The organism is Syntrophomonas wolfei subsp. wolfei str. Goettingen G311 (assembly GCF_000014725.1).
In the GTDB taxonomy this organism is placed as follows: domain Bacteria; phylum Bacillota; class Syntrophomonadia; order Syntrophomonadales; family Syntrophomonadaceae; genus Syntrophomonas; species Syntrophomonas wolfei.
Genome location: NC_008346.1, coordinates 1290483 through 1307930, shown reverse-complemented (window position 1 = coordinate 1307930; position 17448 = coordinate 1290483). Strand labels below are relative to the sequence as shown.

At 43.7% G+C, this 17448-nt stretch carries 14 protein-coding genes, 1 tRNA gene and 1 riboswitch; of the genes, 8 read left to right on the top strand and 7 right to left on the bottom strand.

The features are described from left to right. Positions 1 to 89: 89 nt before the first annotated feature. Both SWOL_RS05790 and SWOL_RS05785 read right to left on the bottom strand, forming a co-directional pair. The gene (locus SWOL_RS05790; protein WP_011640545.1) at positions 90 to 374 is read right to left on the bottom strand and encodes a putative Se/S carrier protein; all 285 of its coding nucleotides are present in this window, start codon (positions 372 to 374) and stop codon (positions 90 to 92) included. Positions 375 to 400: 26 nt separating this feature from the next. After that, on the bottom strand, positions 401 to 832 hold the full coding sequence (locus SWOL_RS05785; protein ID WP_011640544.1) for a PaaI family thioesterase: 432 nt from the start codon (positions 830 to 832) through the stop codon (positions 401 to 403). A 264-nt stretch (positions 833 to 1096) separates the two neighbouring features. Between SWOL_RS05785 and SWOL_RS05780 the strand changes: the two genes are divergently transcribed. The 3 genes from SWOL_RS05780 (at position 1097) to spoIIP (ending at position 4299) form a co-directional block, all read left to right on the top strand. After that, positions 1097 to 1639, top strand: a complete 543-nt coding sequence (locus tag SWOL_RS05780) for a hypothetical protein (RefSeq protein WP_011640543.1) — start codon at positions 1097 to 1099, stop codon at positions 1637 to 1639. A gap of 124 nt (positions 1640 to 1763) precedes the next feature. Continuing rightward, positions 1764 to 3044, top strand: coding sequence for an adenosylhomocysteinase (locus tag SWOL_RS05775; RefSeq protein WP_011640542.1), 1281 nt, complete (start codon positions 1764 to 1766; stop codon positions 3042 to 3044). A 301-nt stretch (positions 3045 to 3345) separates the two neighbouring features. Continuing rightward, positions 3346 to 4299: a stage II sporulation protein P gene (spoIIP, locus tag SWOL_RS05770; protein ID WP_011640541.1), complete on the top strand. Its 954-nt coding sequence runs from the start codon at positions 3346 to 3348 to the stop codon at positions 4297 to 4299. Here the strand turns inward: spoIIP and SWOL_RS05765 are convergent. Then, a complete protein-coding gene (locus SWOL_RS05765) occupies positions 4277 to 4516 on the bottom strand; it encodes a MurR/RpiR family transcriptional regulator (RefSeq protein ID WP_175574639.1) in 240 nt (79 codons plus the stop codon). The two genes, spoIIP and SWOL_RS05765, sit on opposite strands and share 23 nt — an antisense overlap. A 575-nt stretch (positions 4517 to 5091) precedes the next feature. On the opposite strand from SWOL_RS05765, the gene SWOL_RS05760 reads away from it, so the two are divergent. Both SWOL_RS05760 and SWOL_RS05755 read left to right on the top strand, forming a co-directional pair. Next, positions 5092 to 6480, top strand: a complete 1389-nt coding sequence (locus SWOL_RS05760; RefSeq protein ID WP_011640539.1) for an MFS transporter — start codon at positions 5092 to 5094, stop codon at positions 6478 to 6480. Between the two features lie 213 nt (positions 6481 to 6693). Beyond that, positions 6694 to 6768, top strand: a tRNA-Arg gene (locus tag SWOL_RS05755). 119 nt (positions 6769 to 6887) lie between these two features. Here the strand turns inward: SWOL_RS05755 and ligD (SWOL_RS05750) are convergent. From ligD (SWOL_RS05750) to ku, 3 genes are all read right to left on the bottom strand, one after another. Further along, positions 6888 to 7829 (bottom strand): non-homologous end-joining DNA ligase, encoded by a 942-nt coding sequence (gene ligD / locus SWOL_RS05750; RefSeq protein WP_049750105.1) that lies wholly within the window; start codon positions 7827 to 7829, stop codon positions 6888 to 6890. Positions 7830 to 8039: 210 nt separating this feature from the next. Next, the gene (gene ligD / locus SWOL_RS05745; protein ID WP_011640537.1) at positions 8040 to 8969 is read right to left on the bottom strand and encodes a non-homologous end-joining DNA ligase; all 930 of its coding nucleotides are present in this window, start codon (positions 8967 to 8969) and stop codon (positions 8040 to 8042) included. A 2-nt stretch (positions 8970 to 8971) separates the two neighbouring features. Beyond that, positions 8972 to 9802, bottom strand: a complete 831-nt coding sequence (gene ku / locus SWOL_RS05740; RefSeq protein WP_011640536.1) for a non-homologous end joining protein Ku — start codon at positions 9800 to 9802, stop codon at positions 8972 to 8974. Between the two features lie 292 nt (positions 9803 to 10094). Then, a riboswitch (cyclic di-AMP (ydaO/yuaA leader) is annotated at positions 10095 to 10229 on the top strand. Between the two features lie 108 nt (positions 10230 to 10337). Between ku and eam the strand changes: the two genes are divergently transcribed. Further along, complete coding sequence (gene eam / locus SWOL_RS05735) at positions 10338 to 11564, top strand: glutamate 2,3-aminomutase (protein ID WP_049750163.1); 1227 nt, start codon at positions 10338 to 10340, stop codon at positions 11562 to 11564. A gap of 47 nt (positions 11565 to 11611) precedes the next feature. Further along, the gene (locus SWOL_RS05730; protein WP_011640534.1) at positions 11612 to 13768 is read left to right on the top strand and encodes a hypothetical protein; all 2157 of its coding nucleotides are present in this window, start codon (positions 11612 to 11614) and stop codon (positions 13766 to 13768) included. A 66-nt stretch (positions 13769 to 13834) separates the two neighbouring features. Here SWOL_RS05730 and SWOL_RS05725 read toward each other — a convergent pair whose 3' ends face one another. Beyond that, the gene (locus SWOL_RS05725) at positions 13835 to 14059 is read right to left on the bottom strand and encodes a TOBE domain-containing protein (protein ID WP_011640533.1); all 225 of its coding nucleotides are present in this window, start codon (positions 14057 to 14059) and stop codon (positions 13835 to 13837) included. A 314-nt stretch (positions 14060 to 14373) separates the two neighbouring features. Between SWOL_RS05725 and SWOL_RS05720 the strand changes: the two genes are divergently transcribed. Then, entirely contained in the window at positions 14374 to 17403 is a 3030-nt protein-coding gene (locus tag SWOL_RS05720; protein WP_011640532.1) for an efflux RND transporter permease subunit, read from the top strand. Positions 17404 to 17448 lie beyond the last annotated feature (45 nt).

The window sequence follows — 17448 nt, the reverse complement described above, 5'->3', positions numbered from 1 at the left end:
CTTCGCCGGGTTTTGCATCCATGCTTCGCCAACGCTCGCTTTGTATATTTATGCAAGCCTTATGCAACAAAAAGGTTTTTGCAGTGGAGTCATACTTGAATCTGCTCCACCCGGTTTTTTTTGCCCTCTTTTGCTACCTGGTATGTCCCCTCAATAAGCACCTTATTGCCACTCAGGTAATTATAATAATCGAGCAAATTGGCCGGGGCAATTTTTATGGATAACCCACAACTGGTGGATATCTCGCGTAAAGTTGGAATTACCAGAAAATCCGCCTGACGGGACTTCAAAAGCTTCTCAGCTTTTAAAGCATGGGAAGTTGAGGCAAAGGTCAGCAATGCATAATTATTGCTTCTTAAAAGCTCATTGCTCAATAATCTCAGCTCCTGCTCTAGTACAATTAGTTATTCAAATCTATTTCTCCAGTCTTAAAATAGCTGGCCTTGCTGTTGGATAGGAGTCGATTGCCCGCGCGTACTTCCGCCTGAGCAAAAAGCATGTTTTTCCCCGCTCTTAACACTTCTCCGCGCGCAATTACCGTTTCCCCCTGCTGGGCTGAGGCGATAAAGCCCGTGGAACAATCTACCGTTACTGCTTTGATACCCAGGCTCCGTATGGCATTGCCCATAGCGGCATCCGCCAAGGACATCATTAAGCCCCCATGCGTAACCCCCAAAGGGTTGGTATGTTTGAGATCAACCGTTACCGACATTTCAGCTAAACCTGGGCCAATGTTGATGACCTGGATGCCCAGCAGTTTGTAATAGGGAGTATCACCAATTGAATCTGCAATATGACGAAACAACTCCTCATCAATACCCTGGTTTTGCATTGAAAATCATTCTCCTTCAAGGTAATTTCTTGCCATTATAGCATAAACTTGGCCCTATCAATTATTATTATATATATTATTCCAATGAAATAAAATGCAATCGTCTACTCCCCGACTTATTTTAACCCTAATGCTTTAACTTTTGTTTATAAATCCTCTGCCTCCGCCAAAAGTCTGGGTAAATTGAGCAAATATTCTTCCATACTCCATAAATATTATTTCTCTGGCTGATACAAATTAATTAAAATGGAGGGAGGCAAGATTATGCTTGATAATAATAAGAAAATGCTCATAATTACTGCTATATTAATATTTATTATTATGACCATAACTATCGTTTACGCTAATATTAACGGGAACAAGAGTTTATCACAAAAACCACCAAGTAAAACACCAATTCAACAAAAAGATAATTCCCCAGCTGAAAAGTGGTATGTACAATTCGCTGCTAAACAACAGCAGACAACCGCTTATACCGAAGAAATCAATGCACCGAGACCGGCTAACGGACAGCATTACTTCACTGGTGGTATTGCGGTACACCCTCGTTATCCTGGTTATGACCCCCGGGTACCTATAATTCCTTTTGGAACAGTTGTTTATCCCTCACCTCCCCTTGAAATTAACGGAGACAAGTATCATTCGCTGGTAGTCATGGATACTGGTGATATCAATTATGGTTTGTGGGGGGACTACCCTTACTGGTTTGATGTCTATTTTGGCAACACTGAATATTACAATATTCAAAATGCTAAAAAGTATGGGGCCAAAAAGCATGACTACTACTGGTATGAAGAATGGAAATAGCCTGCTCATCTTTTGTCCTTTCCTATACCAGGCATTTTGTTTATAATATGGATGTCGCCTGCTTTATCCTTTTGAAATAATCTCTATTGCTAGAACTTAATCAAATATAATAGGAGGTCCCAAAATGAATGCCCTTTTAAAAACGGATGCCAGCAGACTTTCCATTATTAAAGACCTCTCCCTGGCCCCTGATGGTTTTAAAAAATTAGAATGGGTTAGTAATAATATGCCAGTTCTTAATAAATTGAGAGAGGAATTTGCCGAGAAAAAACCCCTGGCCGGAAAAACCATAGCTTGCTGCCTGCATCTTGAGGCTAAGACCGGATATTTACTGCAGACTTTGCAGGTAGCTGGAGCCCGGGTTACAGCTTGTGCCAGCAACCCTCTATCCACCCAGGATGATGTAGTTGCCGCACTGGTAGAATCCGGTATTACCGTTTTCGCCCTTCATGGCGAGAGCCCGGAAGAATACCAGCGTTACCTGGAGTTAACTCTGGATACTTGTCCCGATGCTCTTATTGATGATGGAGCTGATATGGTTACGACCCTTATCAAGCAGCGCCCCGAACAGGCCCAAAACCTTATAGGTGGCTGTGAAGAAACCACGACCGGTATAATACGCTTAAAATCTATGGAAAAGGATAGGGCCCTTCCTTTTCCGATGATGGCAGTAAATGATGCTTATATGAAATATCTTTTTGATAATCGCTATGGTACCGGCCAATCAGTCTGGGATGGGATAAACCGCAGCACCAACCTGGTGGTAGCCGGTAAAAATGTAGTGGTAGCTGGTTACGGCTGGTGCGGCAAAGGCGTATCCATGCGAGCTTTGGGTATGGGAGCCCGGATAATTATTACTGAAATCGACCCGATTAAAGCCAATGAAGCAATTATGGATGGCTTTGAAGTAATGCCTATGTCAACTGCCGCTACCCTGGGAGATATCTTCATTACTGTTACCGGAAATATAAATGTGATTCGTAAAGAACACATGGCAGTAATGAAAGATAAAGCCATAATGGCCAACGCGGGACATTTCGATGTGGAAATCAACAAAAATGATTTGGCTGCTTTAGCCGTAAGCCGAAGAATAGTTAGAAACAACATTGAAGAGTTCAAACTGGCAGATGGTCGTAGACTCTATCTATTGGCTGAAGGTCGCCTGGTTAACCTGGCCGCTGGTGATGGTCATCCGGCTGAAGTAATGGACTTGAGTTTTTCCCTACAGGCCTTGTCTCTGCTGTATGTAATTGAAAACAGGTCTCGATTGGAAAACAAGGTATATAATGTCCCGGATAGTATAGACCAAAGGGTAGCCTCCTTAAGATTGGAGGCAGAAGGTGTAAGAATTGACGAGCTAAGCCCCGAGCAAGAAAAATACCTGGCTAGCTGGGACCCTTATTAAATTGAAAGAGCGTCGGGTGTTGCCTCCTGCTTTGCAACGCCCGCTTTGTATATTCATTCATTCCCAATTCAACAACAGTGGTTTTTGTAGTAGAACCCTACATAATCAGAGGCCACAACCACCGATGAAAATAGCTTAAGTTATTTTAGAAAAACAATCAGCGTTAATCATAAAAATTAGCGTACCTCTGCGTCAAAAACCCTATTTTCCAGCTTGTCAAAAAAGAATTTCTGAAACTCTCACATAGGACCAGCGCTTTTTTCACATAATACTAATAAGATTGTGAAAAGGCGGTTTTTACATGGATACTATCACTAAAAGATATATCTGGCTTTTTTTTGCTGTACTTATGGCACTAATGGTAGGAGCTTATGTAATAAACACCGCCTATTCTCCACAAAGCAAACCCCAACCCAGTAATGACCTTAATTCTCAAAGGGCCAGCTACGTTACCATTCGGGATAGTGAAGGAAAAGTAATCCTGGAAACAGGCATTCCGGTTTATGAGCAAGACGAATATATCAGTGAGGATAACCTGCACTATGTCATTATAAGTGTTAGTGGCCGCAATGCCGTGGCCAGGAAAAAGGATATGGAAAAGTCAGAGCTAAATCCTATCAGCCAAAAGCTGAGTGCCGCTTCCATCTCCTATCCTCATACGGTAGAAGCTCAGGCCCTGCTAAATCCTCATCATGTGGTAATTTATCACACTCATAGTGATGAATCATTTCTGCCCAATTCAGGCCGCCCCGATAAACCTGGTGATGGTGATATCTTTCAGGTAGGAGCAGCCCTGGCTGAATCCCTGACCAAAGCCGGTATAAGTATTCACCATAGTTACAACCCCCACGACCCACATGATATTAATGCCTATCACCGGTCCCGGCGTACCGTTACCCAATTGTTGAAAGAAAGGCCGGATGCAGTCTTTGACATACATCGAGATTCTGCTCCCTTAAGTTCATATGCCACTACTATTAACGGTATAGATACTGCCCGGGTAATGATAGTTATTGGTCGTTCCAATCCTAACCTTAATCCTAATCTTAACTTTGCCCGGAGCATCAAGGCCGCTGCGGACGATCTGCATCCAGGCCTAATGCGCGGTATTTATATGGGGCGCGGGGATTATAATCAAGATCTCTACCCTACTGCTCTCATATTTGAAGTTGGTACAGAAAGCAATTCCCTGGATGCCGCTCAAAAAGCAGTTCGCTACCTCGCTGACGCCATTATTGCGGTGATAGGTTCTTAAACTTTCCATTTTCTACCTTTCTTTTTACTTTCACCTCTTCCGTTATTTTAAATAAATCGTGAATAAAATTAGCCCCCCGGGAAATAATTATCCCGGTTAGAATCAAGCCTAGATAGGGAATATTAATAGGCAGTCCAACGGTGGCAAACAAATCTATTCCAGTTCCCAAAGCTATGGTGATCCCCAGGACAAGAGCACCCACCCTATCAATGCTCAACTTCTATAGCTTTAAGCTTTCCCAAAGTTTTTCCGTCAAAATTGCCGCTAATGCCAGTTGGGTAAGAGTCATAGCCATCCACTCCTTCTTTTTTAGAAAGCTAAAATCGGAGCCACACCCTCTTATCAAAAATTGCCAGTTCAGCAGTATTACAATACATTCATTTTATTCTGAAAGCTGTTAACTGGTGATTTTCTAGCCTGGAAACTGTTATAATGAGCACAATTGTTCAGTATATTCCAATTAACTAACCCCCAGCCGGGAGCCACAATCACTGATATAAATAAGGTAAAGTGATTCCAATATTTTTTTGACGCAGATTCCATATGATTTACAGAGATATTTTTCCTTGTATATCAGCGTCAATCTGCGGTCAGCGTCCTTCATCGTCAAAAAGTTTAATTTTCGTACTAACGTACTAACCCCCCATGGCCGGGGTCACAACCACTGATGAAGTGAGCTAGTGCAGGTGCTTGAATAGTAAGATGTAGTAGGAAATGAATTAAACCCCTCACTCCTAACTCCTCACTTTTCTTACTATAGTTTTGAAAATTGTTTACCCGGAAAGGAAAGCAATGAAGCTAGAAGAAAAATGGCGTGTGCTAATAATTATTTGCATCGGCATATTTATGTCCACGGTCGATGGTAGTATTTTAAATATCGCCAATCCCACTATTGCCCGGGAACTTTCGGTCAGCATGCGGGAGATTCAATGGGTGGTAACAGCTTATATGCTTGTAATCACCACTTCCCTGCTTTTCTTTGGCAAGCTGGGAGATATGCTGGGTAGTAGCAAAATATACTCTTACGGTTTCCTTATTTTCACCATAGGTTCCTTATTATGCAGCCTCTCCCCTTCCCTGGCTTATTTAGTAGCCGCTCGGGTTATACAGGCCATAGGGGCCAGTATGATGATGGCAACTGGAATCGGGATAGTCTCCAATACCTTTCCCCCCGGAGAGAGGGGTAAAGCCCTGGGCATTACCGGCAGTATAGTCGGTGTAGGGAATATGACCGGCCCCAGTTTAGGGGGAATTCTAATAGGCAACTTTAGTTGGCCGGTGATATTTCTTATCAATGTCCCCATCGGAATCCTGGCCTTTTACCTGGGCATGAGGTATTTGCCCCAGCAAGCAAAAAGCCTTGCCCAGAAGAAGCACGACCTGGGGGGATTGCTGCTATTTGCCCTATCAACTATCTTGCTGCTGCTTTCCTTCTCCGGAAGCCATGGTATTGAATGGAAACTATTCAGCCTGGGGCTTTTAATTATGCTCTTGTTCTACCTTTTTGAAAAAAGAATATCTGAAGCCGTATTGGATTTAGAACTGTTTAAGATAAAGAACTTTACTCATGGCAACCTTATGGCCTTCGCCGCTTACAGTGCCCAGACCTCGGTTTTTTTCCTTATGCCGTTTTTTCTGGAAAACCTCTTGCATTACCCCCCGGCCTTTTCCGGTTTGATTATGACCATACCACCGGTTACCATGGCCATAACCGCTCCCCTCGCCGGGGCTCTTTCCGACCGCATCGGCAATAGAAGGATTACCCCCCTGTCTTTTCTCTTTATGACCTCTGCCTACCTACTATTATCTACTTTGGAGCAAGAGAGTGGCCTGTTAAAAATTGCCGGAAGTCTGCTGTTGATGGGAGTTGGTATGGGGTCCTTTGGTTCCCCCAACAGCAGCTCCATCCTGGGGTCCATTCCGCGTGAAAAAGCTGGCTATGCTGGCGGATTCATGGCTACAGTCAGAAACTTTTCCTTCTCCCTGGGTGTTGCCGCCTCAGTAAGCACTTTTGCTTACTTCCTCAGCCTTTACCAGCAAAAAAACAGCTATATTGCCGCCTATGCCGGAGCCGCCCATGCTGTTTACAGAATAGCTGCGATAATAAGTATCCTGGCTTTTTTGCTTTCCCTGCTGGAACGCGAGCCAGCAAGAAGCACGGAATCTGAATCCCTGAATTAGATTCTGCTGCCCGCATTGATAGGAAATACAGGGCATTCTGTTTTTGATGGGATTGTTTTTGGGTTCTTCAACTACTCGAAACAACACTTCCATCCTGGAGTCCATGCTGCGTAAAAAGCATCTACACCCCTATTTCAAAAGCAGTTGGCGAATATCTGGAGTAGTTTTTGACCTGCCGATAATATTCTGCTATAATTGCTATGCAATAATTATGCGCCCGTAGCTCAGTGGATAGAGCACCGGCCTCCGGAGCCGGGAGCGGAGGTTCGATTCCTCTCGGGCGTACCATTAGGAAAAATGGCACTTTCAAGGATTTATTGGAAGTGCTTTTTTATTTTGACAAAAGTTTTTAAGCTAACGATATCGGTGTCATTTGTGTAATTAGAGGCAGTTAATAATCCAAAATTTTACCTGGAAACCCCCAATGTTGCCATGGCTTTTTTTAGATCCTGGCGGTCGTTTAGAACATCAGCGAATAAATCTCCTACCTGCTGAAGTCGCTCCGGTAAGGTTTTAATCGTAAATTGATCCGGTCTTATGGACTCAAGTTCCTGCCACTCAATAGGGGTGGAACAGGGGGCCCCCTTATGAGGACGAACGCTGTAAGCAGCGCAGACAGTTTTACCCAGGCCGTTTTGCAGGTAATCCAGGTAAACCCGAGGCCCCCGATGTTTTAGAGCTCTTTCGGTGGTAGCTATATCAGGGATCACCTGGCAAACCATCTCCGCCATCGCCTGGGCCACACGGCGTATTTGACTATAGGTAAAACCCTCGGCTATGGGGAGGTAAAGGTGAAGCCCTTTTGCCCCTGAAGTTTTGGGATACACCCGGAGACTTAGACTATCCATTAATTCATGCAGCAGGCGGGCCACGCTAATAACTTGCTCAAAGGTACTCTGCTCTGAAGGGTCCAGGTCAAATACTATAAAATCGGGATATTCAATACTATTGATTTGCGATAACCAGGGATGAATTTCAATGCAGGCGAGATTGGCCAGCCACATAAGATCTACCGTTTGCTGCACCAGGACATAGTTTTTGCTATCGCCATCACTGCCAGCCCAGGTAAAAGTTTTTATCCACTGCGGAAGGCCTTCCGGGGCGTTTTTTTGATAAAATGATTTTTCTCCAATTCCCCGCGGATAGCGGGTGAAGACCAGCGGACGCTCGCTTAGATGAGGAAGCATATAGGGAAAAATCGCAGTATAGTATTCCACTAAATCTCTTTTGCAATAGCCGTCTTCCGGCCAAAGAACCCGGTCCAGATTAGTAAGCTTAATCTCTCTTCCCGCCATAGCTATCGTTGCTGATTCGCCCATGCTTTTATTCCTTTCTTTTTTAGTCCCCATACTCCCAACTCTAATCGTTACCACTGCGTTGACAGAGGGGACGGGGTTGTTGACAACTTTAGAAATTCCTCCTTCTATGCCTAATCCCTATTTTCTTAATAACCCCCATGTCTTAAGCACCCTACGAGTAAGTAAATTAGCAGTAGCTTGAAGGATAAGATGTAGTTGGAAACAACCTTAACCTACTCCTTACCCCTCACGCCTCACTTTTTAAACGCTATAGTCAGCTTCCGTATTTTTTATGAAGGACTTTATCACCGGAAAGCGAAGGTGTAAAGAATCTGTCCACTCTAGATATTCAACCTCTACTGCCAATTGAGGTGTAATATAATGTGAACCTGCCGGGGTCGGCTCGAGAAAAGGAGAATCCTTTACTTCCAGTCGGGGCAAGGTCTCAGACAGTATTTGCAATTGCTCTGCATCCAGGCCATTGCTGGCTTTACCGGCAAAACTTAAGCTTCCGTCACGCATAACACCCAACAACAGAGCATTTACTTGCTTCCCTCGCAAAGTATAACCGCCGACCAGACAAGCCTGGCTGCAACGACATTTGATTTTAAACCAATCATCATGTTGTTTTCCCGGGCGGTAGAAACTGTTCTTTTTTTTGGCTACTATTCCCTCCAGGCCCGCCCTCTGAACCGAATCAAAGAGGATAGTTCCCTGAGAAAAACTCTCCACCAGGTAAAGGCAACCTTGATTATCAAAGAGTTCCGCCAGTTGAGAGAGGCGGTCTACCAAGCTTGCTGACCTTAAATCTCTACCATTAAGATAAAGAAGATCGAAAACCATATAGGAAATGGCCAAAGTTTTACTTAAATGTTGAATCTTCATTGGATTCCGACAGTTATCTCTTTGCATCACCGCTGGAAAGCTGGGTTTACCCTCACGGAGCACCACAATTTCTCCATCCAATACCGCAGTACTGGCCCTGATCAAATTGGGCAGATTCTGTAATTCAGGATACTGCCTGCTACGCAGGTTTCCCCTTTTGTTGAGCAGGCTAACTTGTTCTCCCGCAACAGCAACCAGCATCCGCACCCCATCCCATTTCACCTGATAAAGAAAATCATCGCTGTCAAAAGCTTGCTCGCAATTTATCGGGTCCATACTGCGGATTTCTCGCAAGAATATTTCCATCGCTAACTTCCGGTTTTAGCCGCTTTCTTCGGGCCGCCTTTTTTCTTCCCCTCATTCTTGTTCTCTTCGGCCAGCTTAACACTGGCCTTTAGAGCTTCCATTAGGTCCACTACATTACCGGCTTGCCGTTCCGGGGCCGGGCTAACAAATTCCTCTCCGGCAATTTTAGCCTCAATCATCTCCCAGAGGGCTTGACGATAATCGTCCTGATATCTTGCCGGGTCGAAATCGATGGATAGATTCTCAATCAGACTAACCGCCATTTTTATCTCTTTCTCATGCAGCTTCTCTACCCCAATCCCCTTCCCCAATGAAGCAGGAGATCTAATCTCATCCGGATAGAAGATGGTTTCCATAATTAAGTGCTCATCCCTCACCCGCAGTGCCGCCAATGATTGTTTTGAGCGTATCATAATTTTGGCCAGGGCAATTTTTCCTGTCTTTTTCATGGCTTCAACTATGAGTGTATAAGCTTTGTCCCCACCTGAAGCAGGCTCCAGGTAATAGCTTTTATCAAAATAAACCGGGTCCAATTGTTCTAATTTTATAAAATCCAATATATCAATGGTTTTAGTGTTTTCCTGAGGGATGCGAGCCAGGTCTTCTTCACTGATGATAACGTAGTTTCCTTTCTGAAACTCGTAGCCCTTGACTATCTCTTCTGCTTTGATTTCCTTATTGCATTTTGAACAAACCTTTTTATAGTTAACCGGCGCCATACATTCTTGATGCAGGTAATGGAATTTCAGATCCTTGTTCTCCGTTGCCGAGTACATAGCTACCGGAATATTAACCAGGCCGAAACTAACCGCACCTTTCCAAAGTGTTTTCATAAACGACTCCCCTTTCCGGGCTTCTTTAGTTTAGCTTCTATGCTTTAAGCGAAATTTATTCCTCGGGGGATAAAATGACTTGCTACTGGGGGATAAGAGCTGGAAGAAAACCAATGCTTTTCACTCCAGATATCAATATTACTTTATTCTACGGGCTAATTGCTATATAACGGTAATTGCATCGATTTCTTTCAAAAAAGATAGGTGAAGGTAAATAATAATTGTTTTTTGATGTATTTGCCCTATACGTAATATGTATTATAATAATATTGATAAGATATCTTATAGATTCATTAGATTCATGCCGAATCCAGTTAAATAACTGGAACGGGGGAACCAATTTTGGGGTGAATCCGGCTTTTGCTGGTAGGGCAATCCCCTTGCCCGAATCCGTCAGCTAACCTCGCAGGCTTTTGGGGGAGGGTATAGTATTTATAACCGAACAGGTAATACACCCTCTTCGTTTCCAAAAAAATGAAAACAAGGAGGGATTTTGTTGTTAAGAGAAGATTTGATAAACGAAGAAATTCGGGAGATGAAACGCGAAGTATCTTTACGTAGGGCGGATGAGCTCAAACAGGAAATTTCTGACTATCTTGATATCGAATCTACTATTGAAACGGGAATGCGATTACATGAACGTAATCTGCACAATAAGGAACATATCCTGAAATACTTTGAGGTCAGCGAGAATGATTGGGATAATTGGGCCTGGCAAATGAGGAATCGCATCAATGATGGAAATGTGCTGGCTTCCATTCTGGGCTTAAATGAATTCGAAGTGCAGACAATTAAAAGGGTTTCCAAAAAAGTCCGCTGGGCTATTTCTCCCTATTATCTTAGTTTAATCGATTTTGAAAATTACGCGGCGTCACCCATTTACAAGCAGTCTGTCCCCAGTCTGCATGAAATAATAGAATGTAAGGGTGAGGATGACCCCATGGGAGAAGAGATGAGTAGTCCTGCTCCCCGTATTACACGTCGTTATCCCGACCGACTTATAATCAATGTTACCAATCAATGTGCTATGTACTGCCGCCATTGTCAGCGCCGTAGAAATTTCGGTGAAACTGATAACCATGCCGCCCATAAAGACCTGGAAGCTGCCCTGCAGTACATTAAAAACAATTCTGAAATACGGGATGTTCTTATTACCGGTGGGGATGCTCTAATGCTTAGCGATCGTACACTTGACTGGTTACTGGGAGAACTCGATGCCATTTCACATGTTGAAATTAAGCGTATTGGTACCAGGACACCGGTAACACTTCCACAAAGAATAACCGCCAATCTTTGTGCAGTGCTAAAAAGGCATACACCCATATATATTAATACCCAATTTAATTCACCGCTGGAAGTTACTCCGGAAGCCAAACAGGCCTGTGATCGGCTTATTGAAGCAGGAGTAGTATTGGGTAACCAGGCTGTTCTGCTAAAGGGAATCAACGATAATGTCCATGTTATGAAAAAACTTAACCAGGAGTTGCTGAAAATCCGGGTTCGCCCCTACTATTTATTCCAGGCCAAAGAGGTAAAAGGAACTACCCATTTTATTAGCCCGGTCAATACCGGCCTGGATATTATGAAGCATTTACGGGGCTATACTTCTGGCCTGGCCATCCCCACTTATGTTATCAACGCACCAGGAGGTTACGGTAAAACTCCAGTTAACCCGGAATATGTACTGGATATTAATGAAAATGAAGTTATAATTAGTACCTGGCAGGGTAAAACTTTTAACTATCCCCATCGTAACAATTAGAATCTAGCTTTCCTTTGGACTCATTATTAGTTGAAGGATGAAATAGTATGCAGAAAAAATGGTCTATCATTTTACTAAATTTTTCAATATTTGCATTAATTCTGGCTCTACTATTTCTCCTGTCAGGTCCGGTTTTATATTGGCTTCATAAAAGCCCGACGCTGTTAAACACACGGATTATAGACCAGATAAAACTGGCTATAAACAAAACCCAGGCCACCCGAATTTATGCAAAAACCAATCAAACTACTCTGCAAGTTCTCGAAAATGGTAAATGGCAGCCTTTTTTTGTTAAAGGAGTAAATATCGGCACGGCCCTTCCTGGCAAGTGGTTTACCGAGTTTCCGAATGATGAAAAAATCTATTTAAACTGCTTGGAAAAGATCGGGCAGATGAATGCTAATTGTATACGCATCTATACTCTGCTGCCCCCAGAATTCTATAATGCTTTAAAAGCCTATAATGATAGTCACCCCAACACTCCTCTGTGGCTCCTACAGGAAATTTGGCCAGAAGAAAATCCCGCAGGCGAGGATTATTTAGAAAAGGATTATGTAGAAGCTTACTTCCAGGAAATAGAGTACGGGGTAGATGCAATTCATGGTCAGGCTTATATAGCCCCGCGAAAAGGCCGAGCCTACGGGATTTATACCAGTGATATTTCCAAATATCTTTTGGCTTATCTGGTAGGGAGAGAACTGGAGCCGGATGAAGTTATCACCACCAACCATAAAAATTCTGGTTTTACTTATAAAGGAGAATATTTTTCTACAACAGCAGCTGCCAGTCCTTCTGAGGCCTGGTTGGCTATGAATTGTGATTATCTAGCTAAATATGAGGAAGAACACTATGCCTCTTTGCACCCTGTAGCCATAGTAAGTTGGCCTACCCTGGATGTAAAAGAGCATAATTCGGAATGGAATAAACTAGGGAAAAAATCGTTAGAGTATAATGACAAGGTATCAATAGATATTAATAATATTAACTGTGAACCCAAAATGAAAGCAGGTTTTTTTGGAGCTTATCACATATATCCGAATTATCCCGATTTTATGAATAATGAGAACAAATATAACGATTATCAGGACGAACAGGGAAGATTAAGGTACGGGGGCTACTTGCAGGAATTTATGGAAGGACACAATAAATATCCCGCTCTGGTAGCCGAATTCGGCCTAGCAACCGGTATGGGTACAGCACACCTTAGCCCGGATGGCTTAAACCATGGAGGACTTACCGAAGAGCAACAGGGTAAGGGCATAGTGAGAATGATGCAGGCCATTAAAAGAGAAGGCTATGCTGGAGCTGTAATATTCGAATGGCGCGATGAATGGGCCAAGAAGACCTGGACGACCGAGCCCTTTATGATACCCTACGAGCGACATGTTCTCTGGCATAACGCTATTGATCCTGAACAAAACTATGGCTTGCTGGCGATAGAACCCCAAAGCAATAATGCTCCGCCCGTTACCAAAAGAGGTAATGGTCAAATTAAAAGCATTATACTAAACTATGATGCTCGTTTTCTCTACTTGAAGCTCGATTTATTTAAGAAACCGGATTTTAGCAAACAAAAACTGCTGATTGCTCTGGACACCTACGACCGTGAGAAAGGCGAATTCAGATTTGACCCTGCTATTAATATTTCTGCTCCCAGTGGTATGGAATTCCTTTTGGATTTCAGCGGGCCACAAAGCGCCAGAATGTTGGTGCACCCGGGCTATAATGCTTCGCAAAATCGTTTTTCTTCTTATGCCAGTTCGCAAGGTTTATTTGAAGAGATAAGACCGCTAATAAACCAGGCTAGAGTCGATAAAAATGGCAATCCCATTGCTGCCCTCTACGAAAATGCCAGCCAGCTTAATTACGGTACTTTTGACTCCAACTCCTATAATCACTGGTATTTTGCCGATAGTACCCTTTATATTCGTTTACCCTGGGGCCGGTTAAACTTTAGCGATCCATCCAGTCTTATGGTGCTAAATGATAGCAACCCTGCCGAAGAAGCCGGTCGAGATATCCTGGGAACCCAAAAAACTGACGGCATAATCATATCGGCCCTGTATTATGATTTTGATAATCAGCAAGTTATAGATTTGCTTAGCAGCGATCTTTACAAATGGGAACAATGGGAGCTACCCGCATATAGTGAACGCTTAAAAGAGAGCTACTTCATAATACAGGAATACTTTAAGAATATTTAAGAGTTTTCCACGCTTTCTTTTCCATGCTATTTTATTGTTGAATCTCAATCATCTTTATCTCGCCCATTAGTCTTCATTCCTTTTGGAATCCTTTATCAAGGTGACCTCAGTAGAATTAAACATAGTAAAAACCTCGTCACCTTTTTTCAAGCGTAAATCCTGGTAGGCTGAGGACGTCAGCGACGCAGTAACAGCAAAGTCACCTATATCCACAATAACTTCCGTAAAATCCGAGCCTTCCTTTATTTCCATTATCTTTCCGGCCAATTTATTTGGGTCACTAATACGCATTTTCATTCCTCCTGCGTGTTTATTTTATAGCATAGAGAATTTTAAGCAGTTTAGCCTGGTTATAGGATGTTCACTAGCAGGAGGAATTATTATAAGTATGGTGGAATTCTAGTCAAGTCTCCCTTTTCTTAAGTAACTGGCACAAACTTTAACTAGTCAGCAAGCAAAGGATAAAGAGGTTCAAAATATTGAAGCTTGCATTATGTGAATTCTGCTATTCAATATCCGGGATGCTTATTATTTTCCCTCGCATCAGCAATAAGGAATAAGGCCATATTAATAGAAAATAGCCTCTTATTGATTGAGGGTGAATTATGATTCGAGGGATTTTATCTAAAATAATTGCCAGCAGCCGCTTTATTACGATTTTTATTATTCTCAGCCTGGTTCTGGGCCTTTACAGCTATTACCTCCTGCCTAAACAGGAGAGCCCGGAGGTTTCCGCCCCGGTAGCCATGATCAGCAACATATATCCCGGAGCCTCACCACAGGAAGTAGAAAGAATGGTAACCCGGGTAATTGAGAGCAATATTCGCAAGCTGCCTGGCTATGATTTCAGTGAATCTTATAGTAGAAATAGTATTTCTGTAGTGCTGCTGCAGCTGCAAAATGATGCTCCGGTGGAAGAATCTTGGAATGAATTGCGCCGGATTTTAAGTGATACGCAAAGAGAGCTGCCCCCGGAATGCCTGCCTATTCAGCTTAATACCGATTTGGCGGAAACTGCGGGAATTATTGTTAGTCTCTCCGGACAACATTATAATCCGGAAGAATTAGCGGTTGTGGCCGAGAAGTTCAAAAAAAGGCTGGAGCAAGTAGAGGGTATAGCCCGGTTTGAAATCTTTGGGGAAGAAAAAAAACGGATAGAGGTAGAAATCGACCATACTCGCCTGGCCGCGAGCGGCCTGTCCCTGGAGGAAATATTTAATATCCTGCAAGCCCAAAATGTAGTCATTCCACCCGGAGCCATTGTAGAAGAAGGCATTAAGACTAATGTCAGGATTCCTGGTTGGTATAATTCCCTGGACGATATTGAAAACACTATTATAGGGGTTTCACCAGACGGGATCAGCCAAAGACTAAAAGACATTGCCAATATCCGCTGGGAATTAGAGCCCGACCGTCCCCTGGCCCGGTACAACGGTCAATCGGCTCTCCTGTTAACCGGCTATTTTGAGGCGGAAGAGAACATCCTCCTGGTAGGAAAAAAGCTCCGGGATGAGCTGGATAAGCTAAAAAGTGAAGCTCCCCATGACCTGCTGGTAGACCAGGTCTTATTTCAGCCTGATGAAGTAAATAAAAACCTCTATCGCTTCTTACGCAATTTGCTGGAAGGCATAATTCTGGTAATAATCGTAGTGCTGCTGGGAATGGGATGGAAAAATGCCCTGGTAGCCTCTACTGCTATTCCTCTTTCCATTATGCTCAGCTTTATGGCCATGTACCTGTTGGGAATTAAGGTGCAAGAAATATCGATTGCCGCCTTGATTATTGTTCTGGGCATACTGGTAGATGATGCTATCGTAATGGTAGATGCCATCCAGGTTGGCTTGGATAAAGGCCTTAAGCGGATGGAAGCCTGCCTGCAGGGACTTAAACAGGCAGCCATACCCATTCTCACCGCCACCCTGGTGATTATTATTGCCTTTTCTCCTATCTTTGTTCTTCCCGGCGCACCGGGGGAATTCCTCCAAAGTCTTCCCCAGATTGTCTTAATATCACTGCTGGCTTCATATGTGGTAGCTATGTTTATTACCCCGGCTATGGCCTACCGGTTTTTTACTCCCAGCCAGCATCGTAAAGATGATTGGCTAAGAAGATTTTTTGCTTATTTATTGCATGAGAGTATGGCTAGAAAAAGGACCGCTATTATTTCTTCCCTGCTTATTTTTAGCCTGGCGGTATATGCTCTTACTTTTATGGGCCTGCAGTTCTTCCCTTCAGCAGACAAAGACCTGCTATACATTGATATTAATGCCCCGGCCGGCTCTACCCGAGTCAGGACCGAAGAACTGCTGCTACAGGTGGAAGATATTCTTTCCCGGGAAGGAGAAGTGCTGGCTTATACCAGTTCCGTCGGCAGTGCTGTGCCCAAGTTCTATATAACACTGCCTGTTTCCCCACAAGCTCCGGACTTTGCCCAGGTTATGCTGCGCATCCGGCCACAGCAGGGAGACCGTTTTCAAAACAACGAGGAAATGGCCAGTTACCTTCAGGAGAAGCTGGACAGCCGGATTAGTGCCGGTAATATTAAGGTGAAATTATTGGAAAAAGCCTTTCCGGTAGCCCCGGTACAGCTAAGAATAAGTGGAGAACAGCGGGAAAACCTGCGCCAGGCTGCTGAGCTGATTAAAAGTAAACTGAAACAAATACCTGGTTCCCGTAATGTTGAAGATAATGGGGAAAAAGAAATACAGCAATTGCTGGTTGAGGCGGATGCTGAAAAAGCCAGCCGCCTGGGAATCAGCAACTATGATATTCAACGCCAGACCAGTTTGGCCCTGGAGGGAGGACGGGCTTCGGTATTACGCCAGGAAGGGGAGCAATATAGTATCCTGTTACGCTCGGATATAAATTCCCGTCAGCAGCTGGAAAACCTGAGCATCAAGTCCGCTTATTCCAAGCGTAGCGTTCCCCTGAAAGAAATCGTCGGCATCGAGGTTAAACCCCAATTATCCAGTATCAATAAATACGATGGCCAAAACTCTATCAAAGTAAGAAGTGATATAAGACCAGGCTATAGTGCCGTAGAAATAGAGAAAGAACTAAAAGACAAATTATCCTCTGTCGAGTTACCGGGAGTTAGTCTCCTTTATGATGGCGAGTATAAACAAATCAAAGATAATTTTGGTATCCTGACCCGGGCAGCACTTCTGGCTCTTTTCCTGATTTATTTCATCTTAGTGTTGCAGTTCCATTCCTTCATCCAACCACTGGTTATATTCCTGACTATCCCCCTGGCTTTGATTGGCTCGATACTGGGACTTTTGCTTTTCCGCCAGCCTCTTTCTTTTATGGCCTTTATTGGCATGGTGAGCCTTACCGGATTGGTAATCCGCAACGCTATATTGCTCATCGCTTTCATAAATGATGCTCGGGAGCGGGGATTGGCTGTGGAAAAGGCCTGTGAAGATGCCGTTGAAAGAAGATTTCGCCCTATTATCCTCAGCGCGGTGACCGCTACCATAGGTCTGGTACCCCTGGCTTTGTCCGGCAGCAGTCTCTTTGTTCCCCTGGCTATTGCTATAATTTTCGGCCTGCTGGTAGCCACTCTTCTTACTATGGTCATAATCCCGGTAGTCTACAGCCTCCTGCTGCCGGAGCGTACGGAGGTGAAGGCTTGAACGGCAGGAAAAAGACCGTAATCCGGAAACGCTAACCTCCCATCT